The 17,453-nt window shown below is 64.8% G+C and carries 15 protein-coding genes; 6 read left to right on the forward strand and 9 right to left on the reverse strand.

Going from position 1 to position 17,453, the window contains the following annotated elements:
- Positions 1-209: 209 nt before the first annotated feature.
- Positions 210-662 carry a DNA polymerase III subunit chi gene (locus VB672_RS06980; protein ID WP_329783455.1) on the reverse strand — a complete coding sequence of 151 codons (453 nt, stop codon included), beginning with the start codon at positions 660-662 and terminating at the stop codon, positions 210-212.
- Positions 663-729: 67 nt separating this feature from the next.
- Positions 730-2,220, reverse strand: coding sequence for a leucyl aminopeptidase (locus tag VB672_RS06985; protein ID WP_329783456.1), 1,491 nt, complete (start codon positions 2,218-2,220; stop codon positions 730-732).
- A 203-nt stretch (positions 2,221-2,423) separates the two neighbouring features.
- On the opposite strand from VB672_RS06985, the gene lptF reads away from it, so the two are divergent.
- The 6 genes from lptF to VB672_RS07015 all read left to right on the forward strand — a co-directional run bounded on the left by lptF (position 2,424) and on the right by VB672_RS07015 (position 10,381).
- A complete protein-coding gene (lptF, locus tag VB672_RS06990; RefSeq protein WP_329783457.1) occupies positions 2,424-3,584 on the forward strand; it encodes an LPS export ABC transporter permease LptF in 1,161 nt (386 codons plus the stop codon).
- A 2-nt stretch (positions 3,585-3,586) separates the two neighbouring features.
- Entirely contained in the window at positions 3,587-4,672 is a 1,086-nt protein-coding gene (lptG, locus tag VB672_RS06995) for an LPS export ABC transporter permease LptG (RefSeq protein ID WP_329783458.1), read from the forward strand.
- A 35-nt stretch (positions 4,673-4,707) separates the two neighbouring features.
- On the forward strand, positions 4,708-7,212 hold the full coding sequence (locus VB672_RS07000; RefSeq protein ID WP_329783459.1) for an LPS-assembly protein LptD: 2,505 nt from the start codon (positions 4,708-4,710) through the stop codon (positions 7,210-7,212).
- Between the two features lie 24 nt (positions 7,213-7,236).
- Positions 7,237-8,238 (forward strand): 4-hydroxythreonine-4-phosphate dehydrogenase PdxA, encoded by a 1,002-nt coding sequence (pdxA, locus tag VB672_RS07005; RefSeq protein ID WP_442931934.1) that lies wholly within the window; start codon positions 7,237-7,239, stop codon positions 8,236-8,238.
- Entirely contained in the window at positions 8,235-9,089 is an 855-nt protein-coding gene (gene rsmA, locus VB672_RS07010) for a 16S rRNA (adenine(1518)-N(6)/adenine(1519)-N(6))-dimethyltransferase RsmA (RefSeq protein WP_329783461.1), read from the forward strand. The genes pdxA and rsmA overlap by 4 nt, the downstream gene beginning before the upstream one ends.
- Before the next feature lie 179 nt (positions 9,090-9,268).
- Positions 9,269-10,381 carry a D-alanine--D-alanine ligase family protein gene (locus VB672_RS07015; RefSeq protein ID WP_329783462.1) on the forward strand — a complete coding sequence of 371 codons (1,113 nt, stop codon included), beginning with the start codon at positions 9,269-9,271 and terminating at the stop codon, positions 10,379-10,381.
- A gap of 6 nt (positions 10,382-10,387) precedes the next feature.
- Here VB672_RS07015 and gmk read toward each other — a convergent pair whose 3' ends face one another.
- From gmk to fabD, 7 genes are all read right to left on the reverse strand, one after another.
- Complete coding sequence (gene gmk, locus VB672_RS07020) at positions 10,388-11,053, reverse strand: guanylate kinase (protein ID WP_329783463.1); 666 nt, start codon at positions 11,051-11,053, stop codon at positions 10,388-10,390.
- Positions 11,043-11,930 carry a YicC/YloC family endoribonuclease gene (locus VB672_RS07025; RefSeq protein ID WP_329783464.1) on the reverse strand — a complete coding sequence of 296 codons (888 nt, stop codon included), beginning with the start codon at positions 11,928-11,930 and terminating at the stop codon, positions 11,043-11,045. Before VB672_RS07025 ends, gmk begins: the two co-directional genes overlap by 11 nt.
- 93 nt (positions 11,931-12,023) lie before the next feature.
- Positions 12,024-13,220 carry an endolytic transglycosylase MltG gene (gene mltG, locus VB672_RS07030; RefSeq protein ID WP_442931935.1) on the reverse strand — a complete coding sequence of 399 codons (1,197 nt, stop codon included), beginning with the start codon at positions 13,218-13,220 and terminating at the stop codon, positions 12,024-12,026.
- Between the two features lie 362 nt (positions 13,221-13,582).
- Positions 13,583-14,845, reverse strand: coding sequence for a beta-ketoacyl-ACP synthase II (fabF, locus tag VB672_RS07035; RefSeq protein ID WP_329783466.1), 1,263 nt, complete (start codon positions 14,843-14,845; stop codon positions 13,583-13,585).
- Positions 14,846-14,912: 67 nt separating this feature from the next.
- A complete protein-coding gene (locus VB672_RS07040; protein WP_009764365.1) occupies positions 14,913-15,149 on the reverse strand; it encodes an acyl carrier protein in 237 nt (78 codons plus the stop codon).
- Positions 15,150-15,383: 234 nt separating this feature from the next.
- Complete coding sequence (gene fabG, locus VB672_RS07045; RefSeq protein ID WP_329783467.1) at positions 15,384-16,121, reverse strand: 3-oxoacyl-[acyl-carrier-protein] reductase; 738 nt, start codon at positions 16,119-16,121, stop codon at positions 15,384-15,386.
- Between the two features lie 12 nt (positions 16,122-16,133).
- Positions 16,134-17,081 carry an ACP S-malonyltransferase gene (fabD, locus tag VB672_RS07050; RefSeq protein WP_329783468.1) on the reverse strand — a complete coding sequence of 316 codons (948 nt, stop codon included), beginning with the start codon at positions 17,079-17,081 and terminating at the stop codon, positions 16,134-16,136.
- Positions 17,082-17,453 lie beyond the last annotated feature (372 nt).

The following is a 17,453-nucleotide window of genomic DNA, read 5'->3' on the forward strand; positions in this document are numbered from 1 at the left end:
TCGTGTGCGATCAGCCTGAGCTACTTCCCCTCGTCGCCGAAATGCCGCCACACGTTTCTTCGCTCGTCATCAACGGCCGGGTGCCGGTGATCCCGATCAGACAAGCGCCGCGCTTCAAACAAGCGGGATGGCCGGCACAAGGCCGGCCGTGACGAGGGAAGGCGATCTCTCAAGATGACCTCGATGATCTCGACGGAGCATGGAGATCGTCACGCCTTCCGCTGCCAGCGACCGCGCTCGTCCTGCTGCCAGTAGGTCGCGTCGTGGCCGCCCTCCTTCACGGCGCGCCATTGGTCCCGGGCAAAGGCCAGGGCCTGGATGTCGTTGCCGTCGAAGAGGATCGCCAGCCGCTCGTAGGCGGCGATGTCAGGCGGCAGATCCGCGCCTTCCACGAGGAAGCGGATCGAGGCGCCGTTGGGATTTTCCCCGGACAGGGTGAGGAGGATTGGTTGGTCGGCCGCATGGGCCTCCCGGTCCGTGCCGTGCGGCAGGAAGCTTTCATCGGTAAACGTCCACAGGTGATCGTCGAGCGCGGACATGCGCTCCTCGGTCGTCACCTGCACGACCGCGCGCCAGCCCCGCTCCAGGGTCTTCTGCAGGAGCGTGGGCAGCACGGCCTCGAGGGGCTGGTGCTGAAGATGATAGAAGAGGATCTCGGTCATTGCTGATCACAATCCTCTGCGGCTGCAAAGGGTTGCCATGTGCGCGAGGTCCTCTTCTCTCTCATCCTCAGGCCTCGTAATGATCGCGCACGAGGCGATCGAGAAGACGCACGCCCCAGCCGGAGCTCCAGCCCTTGTTGATCTCGGTTGCCGGCGACCCCATGGCGGTGCCGGCGATGTCGAGATGGGCCCAGGGCACGTCGTTCACGAAGCGCTGGAGCAGCGCCGCCGCGGTGCTCGATCCGCCGAAGCGGCCGGCCGAGTTCTTCATGTCGGCGAACTTGGATTCGATCATCTTGTCGAATTCCGGCCCGAGCGGCATGCGCCACACGCGCTCGCCGGTCGCCCGGCCTGCGGCCGTCAGGCGCTCGGCCAGTTCGTCGTTGTTGGAGAACAGGCCTGCATATTCCTGGGCCAAGGCCACGAGAATCGCGCCGGTCAGGGTCGCGAGATCGATCATGAACTTCGGCTTGAAGCGGTCCTGCACGTACCAGAGCACGTCAGCGAGCACGAGGCGCCCTTCGGCGTCGGTGTTGATGATCTCGATGGTCTGGCCCGACATCGTGGTGACGATGTCGCCCGGGCGCTGGGCATTGCCGTCCGGCATGTTTTCCACGAGCCCGATGGCACCGACCACGTTGGCCTTGGCCTTGCGGCTCGCGAGAGCATGCATGAGGCCGACCACGCAGGCAGCACCCGCCATGTCGCCCTTCATGTCCTCCATGCCGGCGCCCGGCTTGATCGAGATGCCGCCGGAATCGAACACCACGCCCTTGCCGATGAACGCGATGGGCTTGTCGTTGGCCTTGCCCCCGTTCCAGCGCATGATGGCGACGCGGCCGCCGCGCACGGAGCCCTGCGCCACGCCCAGAAGAGCATGCATGCCGAGCTTGCGCATGGCCTTGTCGTCGAGGATCTCGACCTCGACCCCGAGCTTGGTGAGCGCCTGGGCACGGGCGGCGAATTCCTGGGGCCCGAGCACGTTCGGCGGCTCGTTGACGAGGTCGCGGGCGATGACGACGCCCTGCTGGACGCCCTCGCGGGCCTTGTAGACCTTCTTGACGGCCGCGGGATCCGCCACGCTGAGGACGAGGCGACCGCCGCCGTTGGAACCGCCGTCGTCCTTCTTGGTCTTGTAGCGGTCGAAGCTGTAGCGGCGCAGCTGCGCGCCGAGCGCGATATCGGCGATTGCGTCCGGCGTGACCTCGATCTCGGGCAGATCGAGCACCGCCGTCGCGAGCTTGCCGTTGACCCTTCCGGCGATCAGGCCGCCCAGCTGGACGAAGTCGAGGCTGGCCCGGTCCTTCACGCCGCCGACGCCGATCACGACGAGCCTGTCGACCGACAGGCCGGAAGGAACGACGATGGACATGGATGACTTGGCCTTGCCCTTGAAATTCTCGGCAGCCGCAGCCTTGGCGATCAGATCGACGGCCTTCTGGCCCAGTTGCTTGGCAACCGCGGCCGTGGGCTTGAGATTCTCCGCGACGAAGACGATGAGATCGCCGGATTCGACCTTGCCGTAGGGCTGAAAGTCGATCTTGAAGCTGTCGGCCATGAAATCCTCTTTGTTGTGATGCACATCGCCGGTCTTCAGGCCGGCTGCGACGCTGACGCTTGGGACATATATCATATGGCGGGTTAAGGCACAGGGAAGCTGCCGTGAAATCGGCGCAATCGCGGGCTGTTGAAAACAGCCGTCTTGCCTGAGATCATGTGACACGATACCCAGGGCTCCACCGCCCGGGGGCGAAGGGCTTCATGACACTTCTCGAACGCTACATCCTCAAAAACACATTCAATGCCTTCGCCGCATGCCTCGTCGCGCTGACGGGCGTGATCTGGATCACGCAGGCCCTGCGCGAACTCGACCTGCTGACCGGCAAGGGTCAGACCCTTTTCATCTTCCTCACGGTAACGGGCCTGTCCCTGCCGGCGCTGATCAACGTCATCGCCCCGGTCGCCCTGTTCCTCGCCACTCTCTATACCCTGAACAAGCTCAACGGCGATTCCGAGCTGATCGTCATGAGTGCCGGCGGCATGCCGCCGCAGCGCCTCCTGCGGCCCTTCATGGCCTTGGCTTCCTTCGTCTGCATCGTGGTGGCAATCATCTCGGTCTATCTCATGCCCGCGAGCTTCCAGGAGCTGCGCCAGCTGTTCACCAAGATCCGGGCCGACTTCGTGGGGACCATGGCCAAGGAAGGGCAGTTCATCACCTTGGAGAGCGGCATCACGTTCCATTACCGCGAGCGCTCGGGCGATGCCCTCCTCGGGATCTTCATGGAGGATCTCAGGGAGAAGGACAAAGCCATCGTCTATCTTGCCGAACGCGGCCAGACCGTCGAGCAGGGCGGGAACGCCTATCTCGTCCTTCAGAAGGGCAGCGTTCAGCGCAAGGAGCCCAACAGCCGCGATTCGTCGATCGTGGCCTTCGAGCGGTATGCGGTCGATCTGTCCGCCTTCAACAAGGAAGGCGGCGAGGTCGTCTACAAGCCGCGCGAGCGGAGCACGACCCAGCTCCTCTTCCCGGACAAGAACGAGCCCCTCTATCAGGAGCAGCGTGGGCGCTTCCGGGCCGAACTGCACGAACGCCTCTCCTCCTGGCTGTATCCTCTTGCCATGATGGTCATCGCCTTCGCGGCTCTCGGCGAGGCCCGCACGACCCGCCAGGGGCGCGGCCTTGCCATCGCGGGCGCCGTCGTCGCGATCGTTCTCCTGAGAATCCTCGGCTTTGCCGCATCGAGCGCCGTGGCACGCACCCCGGTGGCGGTGCTTGCGATGTATGGCATACCTCTGGCAGGCATTCTCGTCAGCCTGCTGTTCATCTTCAAGGGACCGGCCATGCGATCCGCTCAGGCCCGGTTGCATGCGACCATCCGCAACCTGCTTCCCTCACGCTCCCCCGCCCCGCAGAAGGCCTGACCATGCTGATCGGCCGCACCCTCGGGTTCTATTTCTCGCGACAGTTTCTTAAGACTATTTTCCTTGTGTTCACGACTGTCTTCACCCTTGTCTATACCCTCGACTTCGTCGAACTCATGCGCCGGGCCGGCGACGCGCCGGCCGCCACGACCGGCGTGATCGCCCAGCTGGCCCTGTTCCGCACCCCGGCCATCGCAGAGCAGGTCATGCCCTTCGCCGTGTTGTTCGGCAGCATGGCCGCCCTCCTCCAGCTCAGCCGCAAGCTTGAACTGGTGGTGGCGCGCGCGGCCGGCATTTCCGCATGGCAGTTCCTGCAGCCCGGGCTCCTGATCGCTTTGCTGATCGGGATCGTGTCCGTGACCGTCTACAACCCGGTTTCGGCAATCCTGAAGCAGCGCGGTTCCGCGCTGGAGACGCAGATCTTTTCCCGGGCGGTCCAGACCCGGGAGAAGCCCATCTGGATTCGCCAGAGGAGCCAGGACGGGCAGGCCATCCTGCGCGGCGACGGTTCGAACGCCAACACGGCAACCCTCTACGGGGTCACCGTCTATGCCTTTGATCATGCCGGAGTTTTCACCCACCGCGTCGAAGCCAAGGAGGCGACCCTGCACGAGGGTTTCTGGGAGCTGAAGGATGCCCGAATCCTGTCGGCCACCGAAGAGCCCCAGGCCCATGACCGTTACCTGATCGCCTCGAACCTGCAGCCCTCGCAGGTTCGACAGAGCTTCATCGATCCCGATGCGGTTCCGTTCTGGGACCTCAAGGAGACGATCAAGCGCATGGAGCAGGCGGACATCAATACGACCACCTATCAGCTCCATTACGACCTGCTTCTGGCCCGTCCCCTGCTGTTCATCGCCATGGTCTTCGTGGCCGCATCCGTATCGTTAAGATTCTTTCGATTTGGCGGTGTAGCGATGATGGTTCTGGGTGGCGTCGCGGCCGGCTTCGTGCTTTATGTCGCCACGGAGCTTATGGCGGAGCTTGGCGCCTCCGGAATTATCAGTTCCCTTGTTGCAGCCTGGTTCCCGGCTGTAGTAGGCAGTCTGTTAGGGACCTTGGCGTTATTGCACCAAGAGGACGGCTGATCGGCCTCGATAAGAAGGTTTGCGAAGGAGTGGGGATGCGGCGGCTTAAGACAACGATCGCAACGTCTGCGGTCGCAGCGGCTCTGTTAGCTGCTGGGTCTGTGCCTGCGCTTGCCCAGGCGACCCTGAACGAGGCCATTGCCGGCCGCGCCCAGTCCGGATCGGGTCAGGACCGGCTGCTCGTTGACGCTAAGGAAATCGTCTACGACAACGACAAAAACACGATCGCCGCCTCCGGCGACGTCCAGATGAACTACCAGGGCCGGACGCTCCAGGCCGACCGGGTCACCTACGACCGGAACACCGGCCGCGTCTTTGCCGAAGGCAATGCCCGCCTTACCGATGCCAGCGGCACGGTCGCTACGGGCGATCGATTCGAGCTGACGGATGACTTCAAGAACGGTTTCATCGATTCCCTGAGGGTGGTCCAGACCACCGTCGAGCAGGGCCGGCCTCTCACGACCCGCTTCTCGGCCCCGCGCGCCGAGCGCGCCGAGGGAGAGACCACGACGTTCGAGCGCGGCACCTATACCGCCTGCGAACCCTGTAAGGACAATCCGGAACGGCCCCCGCTCTGGCAGGTCAAGGCCGCCAAGATCATCCACAACAACAGCGAGCGGACGATCTATTACGAGGATGCCACCCTCGAACTCCTCGGCATTCCGGTCGCCTACCTGCCCTATTTCTGGACTCCCGATCCGACGGTGAAGCGCAAGACCGGCTTCCTGTCGCCGCGTTACATTTATTCTACGTCGATCGGATACGGCGCCACCGTCCCGTTCTTCTGGGCCATCGCCCCGAACTACGACCTGACCATCAGCCCGACCTTCCTGAGCCGACAGGGCCTCCTGGCCCAGGCCGAATGGCGGCATCGGCTCGAGAACGGCGTCTACACCGTCCGGGCCGCGGGCATCTCGCAGCAGGAGCCGGAAGCCTTTCTTCAGCCCCCCTACGGGGCCGGAGATCGCGATTTCCGCGGCTCGCTGGAGACGACCGGCCTGTTCTACATCAACCAGAACTGGCGCTGGGGCTGGGACATCGCGCTGCTCTCGGACAAGTGGTTCCTGTCGAACTACAAGATCCGCAGCGAAAGCCTGAGCGCGTACTACATCAAGGAATCGATCTCGACCGTGTACCTGCAGGGTCAGGGGGACCGTTCCTTCTTCGACATGCGGGGCTATTATTTCCAGACCCTGTCGAGCAACGAGTGGCAGAAGCAGCAGCCGGTCGTCGCTCCGGTCCTGGACTACAACAAGCGCTTCACGCCTCCGACCATCGGCGGCGAGTTCGCCCTGGACGTGAATGTCACCAGCCTCTCCCGCGAGGCCGCCCAGTACGATCCGCTGTCCATCGCCAACACGACCTATTTCGGCGTGGCTCAGACCTGCGTTGTCTTCGACCCCGCCTCCTGCCTCGTGCGCGGCATCAGCGGCTCGACCTCCCGCGCGTCGGTCACCGCGTCCTGGCGCCGCGAGTTCATCGATCCGATCGGCCAGGTCTGGACGCCGTTTGCCTATGTCAGGGCTGACAGCTTCTGGATTTCCCCGGATTTCAACGGGTACCAGAACGCTCAGCTCGGCAACTTCATCGACGCGGACGACGATTATCTCTTCCGTGCCATGCCGGCCGTCGGCCTCGAATACCGCTATCCCTTCATCGCCAGCCTCGGCACCTCCGGCAAGCAGATCCTCGAGCCGATCGCCCAGGTAATCGCCCGTCCGAACGAGACCGGCATCGGCAGCCTCCCTAACGAGGATGCCCAGAGCCTCGTGTTCGACGACACCTCCCTGTTCGACTGGGACAAGTTCTCCGGCTACGACCGGGTCGAGGGCGGCGTGCGCGCGAATGTCGGCATCCAGTACACGGTGACCGGCGCCGACGACTTCTACGCCAACGTGCTGTTCGGCCAGTCCTATCAGCTCGCCGGGCGCAATTCGTTCCGCCAGGGCGATCTTGCCAATGTGGGGCTGGACTCCGGGCTCGAGTCGCGGGCCTCCGACTATGTCGGCCGCTTCCAGATCTCGCCGAACGCGAACTTCGCTTTCGTGACCCGTGCGCGCTTCGACCAGGAAACCTTCGACGTGAACCGGATCGAAGCCGGCTTCCGGGCGAACTTCAATCCGTACCTGCCGATTTCGACCTCGCTGACCTATGCCCGCTACGAGGCTCAGCCCGCCATCGGGTTCCCGATGCGCCGCGAAGGCCTGCTCGGCTCGGCCCGGTGGGACATTTCCCCGAACTGGTACGTGACGGGCTCGGTTCTCCTCGACCTCGACCGCTATCTCCTCGCGCGTGAAAGCCAATTCGCCAGCCTCGACATCGACCCGGACGAGGTCGCCTATGTGAGCGGCATGTCGCTCGGACTGGGCTACATGGACGAATGCACGATCTTCTCGGTCAGCTACAGCGTGACGCCGCGCGAGGTGGTGCGGAACTCGGGTGAGAAGAACCAGAACCACACCATCGCCTTCAGCCTCGAGTTCCGGTCTCTCGGCGAAGTGGGATATACTCAGAATCTCAGCGGCACTGACGATGAATGATGGGGCAGAGGCCCGGTGTCAGGTGTGAACCAGCGCCCTCTCCTGTTGACCCAGGGGGATCCGGCCGGGATCGGGCCCGAACTCAGCCTGAGGGCTTGGCTCGAGCGACATCAGCAATCCCTGCCGCCTTTCGCCATCCTCGGCGACCCTGACCATCTCGCCCGGGTCGCCAGTGGATTCGGATGGACCGTTCCCATCGCGCCGGTCGAACCTGGGCGGATCCGATCCGTCTTTCCCGACGCCCTGCCCGTCATTCCGCTGAGCGTCCAGGTCTCCGCCTCCCCGGGGCGGCCGGATGCGGCCAATGCCCCGTCCGTCATCGAATCCATCGAGACTGCGGTGCGGCTCGTCCGGGCGGGTGCAGCGGCGGCCGTCGTGACCAATCCCATCGCCAAGCACGTGCTCTACGAGGCTGGATTCCGGCATCCAGGCCACACGGAGTTCCTCGCGGCTCTCGCTTCGGAAGGTGCATCAGAGGCGTATCATCCGGTGATGATGCTCTGGAGCGAGCAGCTGGCAGTCGTTCCCGTCACAGTCCACATCCCGCTCTCGGACGTGCCCTCGGCGCTGACGACAGATCTGATCGTTCGCACCGGGAGGATCGTCGCCCGGGAGCTTCAAGATCGGTTCGGCATTGCCCATCCGCGGCTCGCCCTGGCAGGGCTCAACCCTCACGCGGGCGAAAACGGCGCAATGGGAGCCGAGGACGGCGCGGTCATCGTCCCGGCGGTCGACATCCTGCGCGCCGAAGGGATCGATGTGGCCGGTCCCCTGCCAGCGGACACCATGTTCCATGCCCGCGCACGGGGCCGCTACGACGCAGCCCTCGCCATGTATCACGATCAGGCCCTGATCCCGATCAAGACCATCGCCTTTGACGAAGCCGTCAACGTGACCCTCGGTCTTCCCTTCGTGCGGACCTCGCCCGACCACGGCACCGCCTTCGACATCGCCGGGAAGGGCATCGCCCGCCCCGACAGCCTCATGGCGGCCTTGAAACTCGCCGCCCGCCTGGGGCAGCCATGAGCCAGATCGACGACCTTCCCCCCTTGCGCGAGGTGGTGCGCACCCATGGGCTGATGGCCAAGAAGTCCCTTGGCCAAAACTTCCTGTTCGATCTCAACCTCACCAGCCGGATCGCCCGCTCGGCGGGTCCTCTGGAAGACGCGACAATCATCGAGGTCGGGCCCGGCCCCGGGGGGCTGACCCGTGCCATTCTCGCCGCCGGCGCCAGGAAGCTGATCGCCATCGAGCGGGATACCCGCTGCCTGCCCGCCCTTGCCGAGATCGCCGAGCGGTATCCTGGCCGGCTGGAAGTCGTCGAAGCCGATGCCCTGGAGTTCGATCCGCGTCCCCTGGTCGGGGACGGCCTCGTCCGGATCATCGCCAACCTGCCCTATAATGTGGGCACGGCTCTGCTGACCGGTTGGCTCACCGGCGAGGCCTGGCCCCCGTGGTGGGCGTCGCTTACGCTCATGTTCCAGCGCGAGGTGGCCGAGCGCATCGTGGCGGACGAGAGCGATCCGAAGAATTACGGGCGCCTCGGCGTTCTCTGCGGCTGGCGCACGCAGGCGCGCATCCTGTTCGACGTGCCGCCCTCCGCCTTCGTGCCGCCGCCGAAGATCATCTCCAGCATCGTCCACCTGACCCCGCGGGCCGACCCGCTGCCCTGCCGCATCGGCGCCCTGGAGGCCGTGACCCGTGCCGCCTTCGGCCAGCGCCGCAAGATGCTGCGCCAGAGCCTGAAATCCATCGCTCCCGACCCGACCGCGATCATCAACGCTGCGGGGCTCGAGGAGACGATCCGCGCCGAGAACATCTCGGTCGAAGGCTATGTGGCGCTTGCCAATGCCTGGGACGCAACACGCACCGCGTGAGAGGCTAATTCGTAAAGCGCGACGAGCTCTCCTCCCCCTTGTGGGGAGGGAAAACGCGCCTGTGCACTGCGATAGAGCCCTGCGCCGCGACCAGCCACTCTTCATGAGACCTTAACCGCGCCTCTTCCATGATCCGATCAACGTGAGCGGCCCCTCGGCCGCGAGAGGAGGAAGCGGGCATGTCGCAGCCGCGCAAGACGATCGGGCTTCTGTTCGGAGGGCGCTCGGCGGAGCATGAGGTCTCGAAGCTGTCGGCGGCCAATGTCTTGCGCGCCCTCGATCCGGACCGTTACGACATCGTCCCCATCGGCATCGGCCGGGACGGGCGCTGGCTTCTCTGCGACAACGGCAATGGCGGCGGAAGGGGCGCGCAATCCCTGGAGATCCCGGATGGATCTCCGCAGGTGGCCCTGCTCCCCGGCGGCGCGGGCGAAACGCTCGTGCTCGATGGCAGCTCCCCGTCCCGCTCCCTCCGCCTCGATGCGGTCGTTCCCGTCCTCCATGGGCCGAACGGCGAGGACGGAACGGTCCAGGGCTTGCTGGAACTCGCCAATGTCCCCTATGTGGGCTCCGGCGTCATGGGATCTGCCGCCGGCATGGACAAGGACGTCGCCAAACGCCTGCTGCGCGACAGCGGCCTGCCGGTCGTTCCGTTCCTGACCCTGACCTCCCGTACCCGTGTCGACTACCGGACGGCCGTGGACGCCCTTGGCACGACCGACCTGTTCGTCAAACCGGCGAACATGGGTTCGTCGGTGGGCGTGTCCCGTGCCTCCTCCGAAGGGGAGTTCGACCAAGCCTGCGAGAAAGCCTTTCGTTATGACGGCAAGGTGCTTGTGGAGCGCAGCGTCACGGGTGCGCGCGAGATCGAATGCTCGGTGCTGGAGGATGCTGCCGGCGAGGTCCGCGCCTCTCCGCTCGGCGAAATCGTGCCGGCCGACAGCCACGGCTTCTACAGCTATGACGCGAAGTACATCGACGCGGACGGCGCACTCCTGCGCATCCCGGCGGAGCTGGCGCCAGCCCAGGCGCGGCGTATCCAGGAGCTGGCGGTGGAGACATTCAGGACGCTCGCCTGCGAGGCCATGGCGCGGGTCGACTTCTTCCTGGATCCGAAGAACGACGACGGCCTCTTCGTCAACGAGGTGAACACCTTCCCGGGCTTCACGGCGATCAGCATGTATCCCAAGCTCTGGGAGGCGGGCGGTCTGCCGCAGAGCGAATTGATGGAGGTTCTGATCGGACACGCCATCGCCCGCCACGGGCGCCGGAATGGGTTCTCGCTGGTGTAAGCAGGATCAGTCGATCTTTTCCGCCAGCAACCCTTCGACGAAGTCGGAAAGTCCGACGAGGCGTTCGCGCTTGAGGCGCTCGGCCGCCTGGATGGCCTTGAGGCTCTCGAAGGACTTGCCGAGATCCTCGTTGACGATCACGTAGTCGTACTCGACCCAACGCTCCATTTCGACCCGGGCATTGGCGAGACGCTTGGCGATGACCTCGGGCGCATCCTCCGCCCGCCGTTCCAGCCGTGCCTTCAGCTCCCTGAAGCTCGGCGGCAGGACGAACACGGTGACGACATCGTCCGGCAGCTTTTGACGCACCTGGCGCGTGCCCTGGTAATCGATGTCGAAGACCATGTCCTGGCCGCCCGCCAGGGTCTTCTCCACGGGCTTGCGCGGCGTGCCGTAGAAATTGCCGTGCACCTCGGCCCATTCCAGGAGTTCGTCGCGCTCACGCATCGCCTTGAACTCGTCCACGTCGATGAAGTGGTAGTGCTTGCCCTCGATCTCGGACGGACGCTTGGGGCGGGTGGTGACGGAAACCGACAGAACGCCGGCTCGCTCTTCCACGAGGCTGCGGGTCAGCGTGGTTTTCCCGGCGCCTGACGGCGAGGACAGGATGAGGATGAGGCCGCGACGGCCGACCGGAGGCTTCGAATCTTGGCTCACCGCGTCACTCCACATTCTGCACCTGCTCCCGGAATTGCTCGATTACGGCCTTCAATTCAAGCCCAATCCGCGACAAGGACACATCGTTGGCCTTCGCACACAGGGTGTTGGCCTCGCGTCCGAACTCCTGGGCCAGAAAGTCGAGCCGCCGGCCGACCGATCCGCCCTCCTGCAGGAGGCCGCGAGCCGCGTCCACGTGTGCGCGCAGGCGGTCGAGTTCCTCGCGGATGTCCGCCCGGGCCGCAATCAGCACCGCCTCCTGATGCAGGCGGGCCGGATCAAGGGCGGCCTTGCCGTCGAGCAGCTCGGCAATCTGAGCCTCCAACCGGGCGCGAATGGCCTCGGGCCGACGGGCCGGGGCGGCCTCGGCCTCATCGACCAGGCGGGAGACGTTGTCGAGCTGCTGCCCGAGCACGGCCGCGAGTGCCTGTCCCTCCTGCAGCCGTGCCGTCTTGAGGGACTCGATCAGGGTGCCGATCCCCGCTCTGAGAGCTGCGACAAGTGCCTCGTCCTGCGACGGATCGGCGGCATCGTCGTCCAGCTCGACGACGCCACGGACGGAGAGCAGACCGTCGAGCGAGGCGGGCGTCACGTTGTCCGGGAGGGTCAGGTCACCGATGGCCGAGAGCAGCGATTGCAGCACATCCTGGTTCACGCGCAGCTTGGGAGCGGCGGATGCCTTGCTGAGCGACAGGTTGAGCTGGCCTTGCCCGCGGGTCAGTGCCTTGAGGATCTGTCCCCGCGCCTCCTCGCCGACGGCGTCGAGGCCCGAGGACGTCCGAACCCGTACCTCGAGCCCGCGTCCGTTGACTGTCTTAAGCTCCCAGGCCCATTGATAGGACCCGGTGACGCCGGCCTCGCGGGCAAAGCCGGTCATGCTCGCAATGGACATGCGCTAACCTCGAACGGAATGGAAAAATCGGCGCGACCATAGTGCGCGCCGATCCAAGAGTCGATTGCCGGAATCCAGGATTGCGTCGCCGACTCAAGGCTGGCGCAAGGCCGGAACGTTCTTCGGATTGTTCAGGTCGAAGGTCTTGTTCTTGAGCGGATCCTTCTCGGTTCCCTCGCTCGCGTCGAAACCACGGCCCGGTCGCCCGCCGGACGCGGGCAGCGCATTTGCGGTGCCGCGCACCGCAGGCGCCACCCCCGGAGGCAGGCTCGTCTGGTCGGAATCGGGCACCACCCGGTCCACGTCGGCAGCCGGACGGCTCTTCTCGATCTGGCGCCAGCGGGTCACGTTGCGCTGGTGCTGCTCATAGGTCTCGGCGAAGGCATGCCCCCCGGAGCCGTCGGCAACGAAGTAGAGATCCTTGGTGCGCGAGGGATTGGCCACGGCCTCTAGGGCGGCGCGGCCCGGATTGGCGATGGGGCCCGGCGGCAGGCCTTCCACCACATAGGTGTTGTAGGGCGTTGCGGCCTCGATCTCGCTGCGCAGGATGCCGCGACCCAGGGTGCCTTTCCCGCGGACCAGTCCGTAGACGATGGTGGGGTCGGACTGAAGCTTCATCCGCTTCATCAAACGGTTGATGAAGACGCCCGCCACACGGGTGCGCTCGTCCGCCCGGCCCGTCTCCTTCTCCACGATGGAGGCCAGGATCACGAGTTCCTGCGGCGACTTGATCGGCAATTCGCTGGAGCGGCGCTGCCAGATCTGCTCGATGGCCTGGCGCTGGGCGGTCTGCATCGTGTTGATGATCTGCTGCCGCGTCGTGCCGCGCTCGAACTTGTAGGTGTCGGGCAGGAGCGAGCCCTCGCGCGGGGTCTCGATCACGTCGCCGGTGAGGATGTCATGCTCGTAGAGGCGGCCGACGATCTGCTCGCTGGTCAGTCCTTCGGGAATGGTCACCGTATGCAGGATGGCCTTACCCTGGATGAGGGTGTCGATGGCATCCTCGATGCTGGTGCCGGCCTTGAACTGGAACTCTCCCGCCTTCAACTGGCCGCGCTGCCGGTTGAGATGGGCATAGGCCTGGAACAGGAGCGGCTGATCGATCACACCCTCCTCCTTGAGGATGTTGGCGATCTCACCCGTGCCGGTGTTCCTGGGGATGACCACAACCTTGTCGCTCTGCAGCGGCCCTTGGGCCGTCACCTCGTGCTGAAGCATGGAGAAGCCGAAGATGCCGGCGATCGCCAGGGCGACGAAAAGCGTCAGCAGGCCGCTCAGGAGCGACAGCATGCCTCGGCGGCGGCGGCGGAGCTTCGGCGGCGGCGGCGGCGCCATCGACGGCTTGATGGCCTCGTTCGGCGAGCGGGGCGCCAGCCGGGGCTGCGACGCTCCGTGATCGGATTCATCTACGGAGGGGAGAAGGATCTTTTTCTTTCGTCCGAACATTACGCCGCTTTTCTGGTATCGGCCGGCGGTCCTGCCGGTCCGCCGACACCCTAGCAGGGAATATGGCGAAAAGCCGTAACGTGCCGTCGCCGGTCAAATATCGGACCCAAAAGTGGACGCCACTTTTGGGATTGATCCGATGTTCAATCCCTCAGGCGGCGCATCGCCTGGAGCGGAAAACCGGGCCCACTTTTCCGCGCGATGCGCTAGGATACGCGACGAAGAATGAGCGAAGCGTTAGTTCCGCCGAACCCGAAGGAGTTCGACAGGGCCACGTTGATCTCCTTGCGCTTGGCCGTCTTGGGCACGAGATCGATGGCCGTTTCCACCGACGGGGTGTCGAGGTTGATCGTCGGCGGAATGATGCCGTCGCGCATGGCCAGGATCGAGAAGATCGCCTCGACGGCGCCCGCAGCCCCGAGAAGGTGGCCGATTGCCGACTTGGTCGACGACATGGAGAGCTTGCCGGCCGCATTGCCCATGATGCGCTCGACGGCCTTGAGTTCCAGTTCGTCGCCCAGCGGCGTCGAGGTTCCGTGGGCGTTGACGTAGTCGATCTCGGAGACATCGATGCCGGCGCGCTTGAGGGCCGCGGCCATGCACCGATAGGCGCCGTCGCCGTCCTCGGAGGGTGACGTGATGTGATAGGCATCGCCCGACAGGCCGTAGCCGATGACCTCGGCATAGATCTTGGCGCCGCGGGCCTTGGCGTGCTCGTATTCTTCGAGCACGACGACGCCGGCCCCCTCGCCCATCACGAAGCCGTCGCGGTCCTTGTCGTAAGGGCGCGAGGCGCGGGTCGGATCGTCGTTGAAATTGGTGGACAGGGCGCGGCAGGCGGCAAAGCCCGCGATGGACAGCCGGTTGATGGGCGATTCCGTGCCGCCGGCCACCATCACGTCCGCATCGCCGAGGGCAATGAGACGGGCGGCATCGCCGATGGCATGGGAGCCGGTAGAGCAGGCGGTCACGACCGCATGGTTCGGCCCTTTCAGGCCATGCTCGATGGACACGTAGCCACCGGCCAAGTTGATGAGGCGGCCGGGAATGAAGAAGGGCGAGATGCGGCGCGGGCCACGCTCGATCAGGGTGGCGGAGGCCTCGTAGATGCCGCCGATGCCGCCGATGCCGGAGCCGATCAGAACGCCGGTCGCGCATTGGTCTTCGTAGGTCTTGGGCTCCCAGCCGGAATCCCGCAGGGCCATGGTGGAGGCGGCCATCGCATAGACGATGAAGGGATCGACCTTGCGCTGCTCCTTCGGTTCCATCCACTGGTCGGCGTTGAAGGTGCCGCCGGAGCCGTCGCCCCGCGGAATTTGGCAGGCGATCTGGCAGGCCATGTCGTCGACCTGGAAATCCGTGATCCTGTTGGCGCCGCTTTGCCCCTCGACGAGGCGGGACCATGTGGCATCCACCCCGCACCCCAGCGGCGTCACCATGCCAAGACCTGTAACAACTACCCGGCGCATGAATTCCTGCCCTATCGATCAATAAAATTCGGGCGTCGAATGAGTCACCCGACGCCCTTTCAGTGCTTTAGGCTGCGTTCTTCTCGAGGAAGCGGATGGCATCGCCGACCGTCACGATGGTCTCAGCCGCGTCGTCCGGAATCTCGACGTTGAACTCTTCCTCGAACGCCATCACCAGCTCGACCGTATCCAGGCTGTCGGCGCCCAGGTCGTCGATGAAGTTGGCATTGTCGGTCACCTTGTCGGCTTCGACGCCGAGGTGCTCGACAACAATCTTCTTCACGCGATCAGCGACGTCACTCATCGTTTTTTCCTCAGTGGCTGCCGCCTCAGGAATTGGGCGGATTAAGAAATCAATTTAGATCAGCTGTTCAGCTGACAACGCTGAAACGGCTACCCTGCGCCGTGCAAAGCCGCATTTTTAAGCGCCGGTCAACCCCTTTGACCTGATCGGGACCATGCTTAACACAAGCTTATCCTGTCTGGCGAGGGGTGAACGGCACCTTCAAACAGATTCCGGAAACCAGGATAAGTTCCTTTAGAACATGGCCATTCCGCCGTTCACGTGAAGGGTCTGGCCCGTCACATAGGCGGCCTCAGCGGAAGCGAGATAGACCACGGACGAAGCGATTTCCTCGCCCTGGCCGAGCCGCCCCATGGGGATCGTGCCCAGGATTCCCTCGCGCTGCTTCTCGTTGAGCACATCGGTCATGGGCGACTCGATGAAGCCTGGAGCAACGAGGTTGACCGTGATGTTGCGGCTCGCGACCTCGGCGGCAAGCGCCTTGGTCATGCCGATCAGGCCAGCCTTGGAGGCGGCATAGTTGCCCTGCCCCGGATTGCCGGTCGAACCCACGACGGAGCCGATATTGACGATACGTCCGTAGCGGCGTCGCATCATGCCCTTCACGGCCGCCCGCGACAGGCGGAAGGAAGCGGTCAGGTTCACGGCAAGGACCGTGTCCCATTCCTCGTCCTTCATGCGCATGAAGAGGTTGTCCTTGGTCACGCCCGCGTTGTTGACCAGGATGTCGAGGCCATCCATGGCCGCCTCGGCTGCCGGTACGAGAGCTTCGACGGAATCCTTGTCCGACAGGTTAGCCTCGACCACATGGACCCGCTCGCCCAGGGACGAAGCCAGTTCGTCCAGGGCCGCCCGTCGGGTTCCGGAGAGGGTCACGGTTGCGCCCTGGGCGTGGAGAGCGCGGGCAATGGCGCCGCCGATGCCGCCCGTGGCGCCGGTGACGAGAGCCTTGCGGCCGGTGAGATCGAACATGCAGGGCTCCTCTTACGCGTTCAGCGAGGCTTTGAAAGCGGCGACATCCTCAGGGGTGCCGATGGCCGTGGCCGAGGCGCCGGCCGCAATGCGTTTCACGAGGCCGGTCAGAACCTTGCCAGACCCGACTTCATAAAACGATTCAACACCCTGGGCGGCCATATAGGCCACGCTCTCGCGCCAGCGCACGGTGCCGGTGACCTGTCGGACCAGGGCATCGCGGATGGCCGCCGGATCCGTAATGGCAGCAGCTTCCACATTGGCCACCACCAGAACGACCGGGGCATTGACGGTCACGCGGCCGAGAGCCTCGCGCATGGCGTCGGCCGCCGGCTGCATGAGCGCGCAGTGGAAGGGGGCGGACACGGCCAGCATCACGGCGCGCTTGGCGCCCTTGGTCTGGGCGATCGCCACGGCCCTCTCCACGGCAGCCTTATGGCCGGAGACCACGACTTGCGCGCCGCCATTGTCGTTGGCCGCATCGCAGACCTCGCCCTGGGCCGCCTCGCGGGCGACCTCGAGGGCCGCGTCGAATTCGAGCCCGAGAAGCGCCGCCATGGCGCCCTGCCCCACCGGAACCGCGTTCTGCATGGCATTGCCGCGAATCCGCAGCAGGCGGGCGGTATCGGCTACGGAAAGGCTGCCGGCGGCAGCGAGCGCCGAATATTCGCCCAGCGAATGGCCGGCGACGAACGCGGCGTGATTCTTGAGGTCGAGCCCAGCCTCCGCTTCCAGAACCCGGATGGCGGCGACGCTCACGGCCATCAGGGCCGGCTGGGTGTTGGCGGTCAGGGTCAGCTCCTCCGCCGGCCCCTCCCACATGATAGCGGAGAGCTTCTGGGATAGGGCCTCATCCACCTCGTCGAACACGGCCTTGGCCTGAGGGAAGGTGTCGGCAAGGGCCTTGCCCATGCCGACGGCCTGGCTTCCCTGGCCTGGAAAAACGAATGCGCGCTTCATCGGGAGCGGAACCTTTATTGCGTCGAATCCGCGCGGAACTGGCACCCGAAAGGCCCGGAGTCAAGGCAAAGCGCGCGTCTGAGACCCTTATCCAGCTTTCATATATGCTGCCTCCAGCCCCGAAGGAGGCTACGGTCAATCCTCGACCGTCCAGGAAAGAGCCGTTTCCAAAGGCGGTTGGCCCAACCCCGAACGTCACTCAGAACACACAACAAGGCTCTCATAACGCCCACCGTTATTGATATGTTGCATCATAACTTTAATGCCATTCAGGGAATGTGCGGCTCCGCACGCCCTGGGTTTCCGGTTAAGTCTCTGTCTGGTAACGCTTCCTCTTGTTTTCTCGAACCAACCGGTGTATCCGGTCCCCCT

The sequence above is a fragment of the Microvirga sp. CF3016 genome, assembly GCF_036314085.1.
GTDB lineage: Bacteria > Pseudomonadota > Alphaproteobacteria > Rhizobiales > Beijerinckiaceae > Microvirga.

Bases quoted from the DNA above. Each gene is read 5' to 3' on its own strand.
- VB672_RS07025 (WP_329783464.1), bottom strand. From the start codon at position 11,930: ATGTCCATTGCGAGCATGACCGGCTTTGCCCGCGAGGCCGGCGTCACC.
- VB672_RS07040 (WP_009764365.1), bottom strand. From the start codon at position 15,149: ATGAGTGACGTCGCTGATCGCGTGAAGAAGATTGTTGTCGAGCACCTC.
- VB672_RS07015 (WP_329783462.1), top strand. From the start codon at position 9,269: ATGTCGCAGCCGCGCAAGACGATCGGGCTTCTGTTCGGAGGGCGCTCG.
- VB672_RS07000 (WP_329783459.1), top strand. From the start codon at position 4,708: ATGCGGCGGCTTAAGACAACGATCGCAACGTCTGCGGTCGCAGCGGCT.
- fabG (WP_329783467.1), bottom strand. From the start codon at position 16,121: ATGTTCGATCTCACCGGCCGCAAGGCTCTCGTCACCGGCGCCACGGGC.
- VB672_RS06980 (WP_329783455.1), bottom strand. From the start codon at position 662: ATGACCGAGATCCTCTTCTATCATCTTCAGCACCAGCCCCTCGAGGCC.
- mltG (WP_442931935.1), bottom strand. From the start codon at position 13,220: ATGCTGTCGCTCCTGAGCGGCCTGCTGACGCTTTTCGTCGCCCTGGCG.
- lptF (WP_329783457.1), top strand. From the start codon at position 2,424: ATGACACTTCTCGAACGCTACATCCTCAAAAACACATTCAATGCCTTC.
- fabD (WP_329783468.1), bottom strand. From the start codon at position 17,081: ATGAAGCGCGCATTCGTTTTTCCAGGCCAGGGAAGCCAGGCCGTCGGC.
- gmk (WP_329783463.1), bottom strand. From the start codon at position 11,053: ATGTGGAGTGACGCGGTGAGCCAAGATTCGAAGCCTCCGGTCGGCCGT.
- rsmA (WP_329783461.1), top strand. From the start codon at position 8,235: ATGAGCCAGATCGACGACCTTCCCCCCTTGCGCGAGGTGGTGCGCACC.
- fabF (WP_329783466.1), bottom strand. From the start codon at position 14,845: ATGCGCCGGGTAGTTGTTACAGGTCTTGGCATGGTGACGCCGCTGGGG.
- lptG (WP_329783458.1), top strand. From the start codon at position 3,587: ATGCTGATCGGCCGCACCCTCGGGTTCTATTTCTCGCGACAGTTTCTT.
- VB672_RS06985 (WP_329783456.1), bottom strand. From the start codon at position 2,220: ATGGCCGACAGCTTCAAGATCGACTTTCAGCCCTACGGCAAGGTCGAA.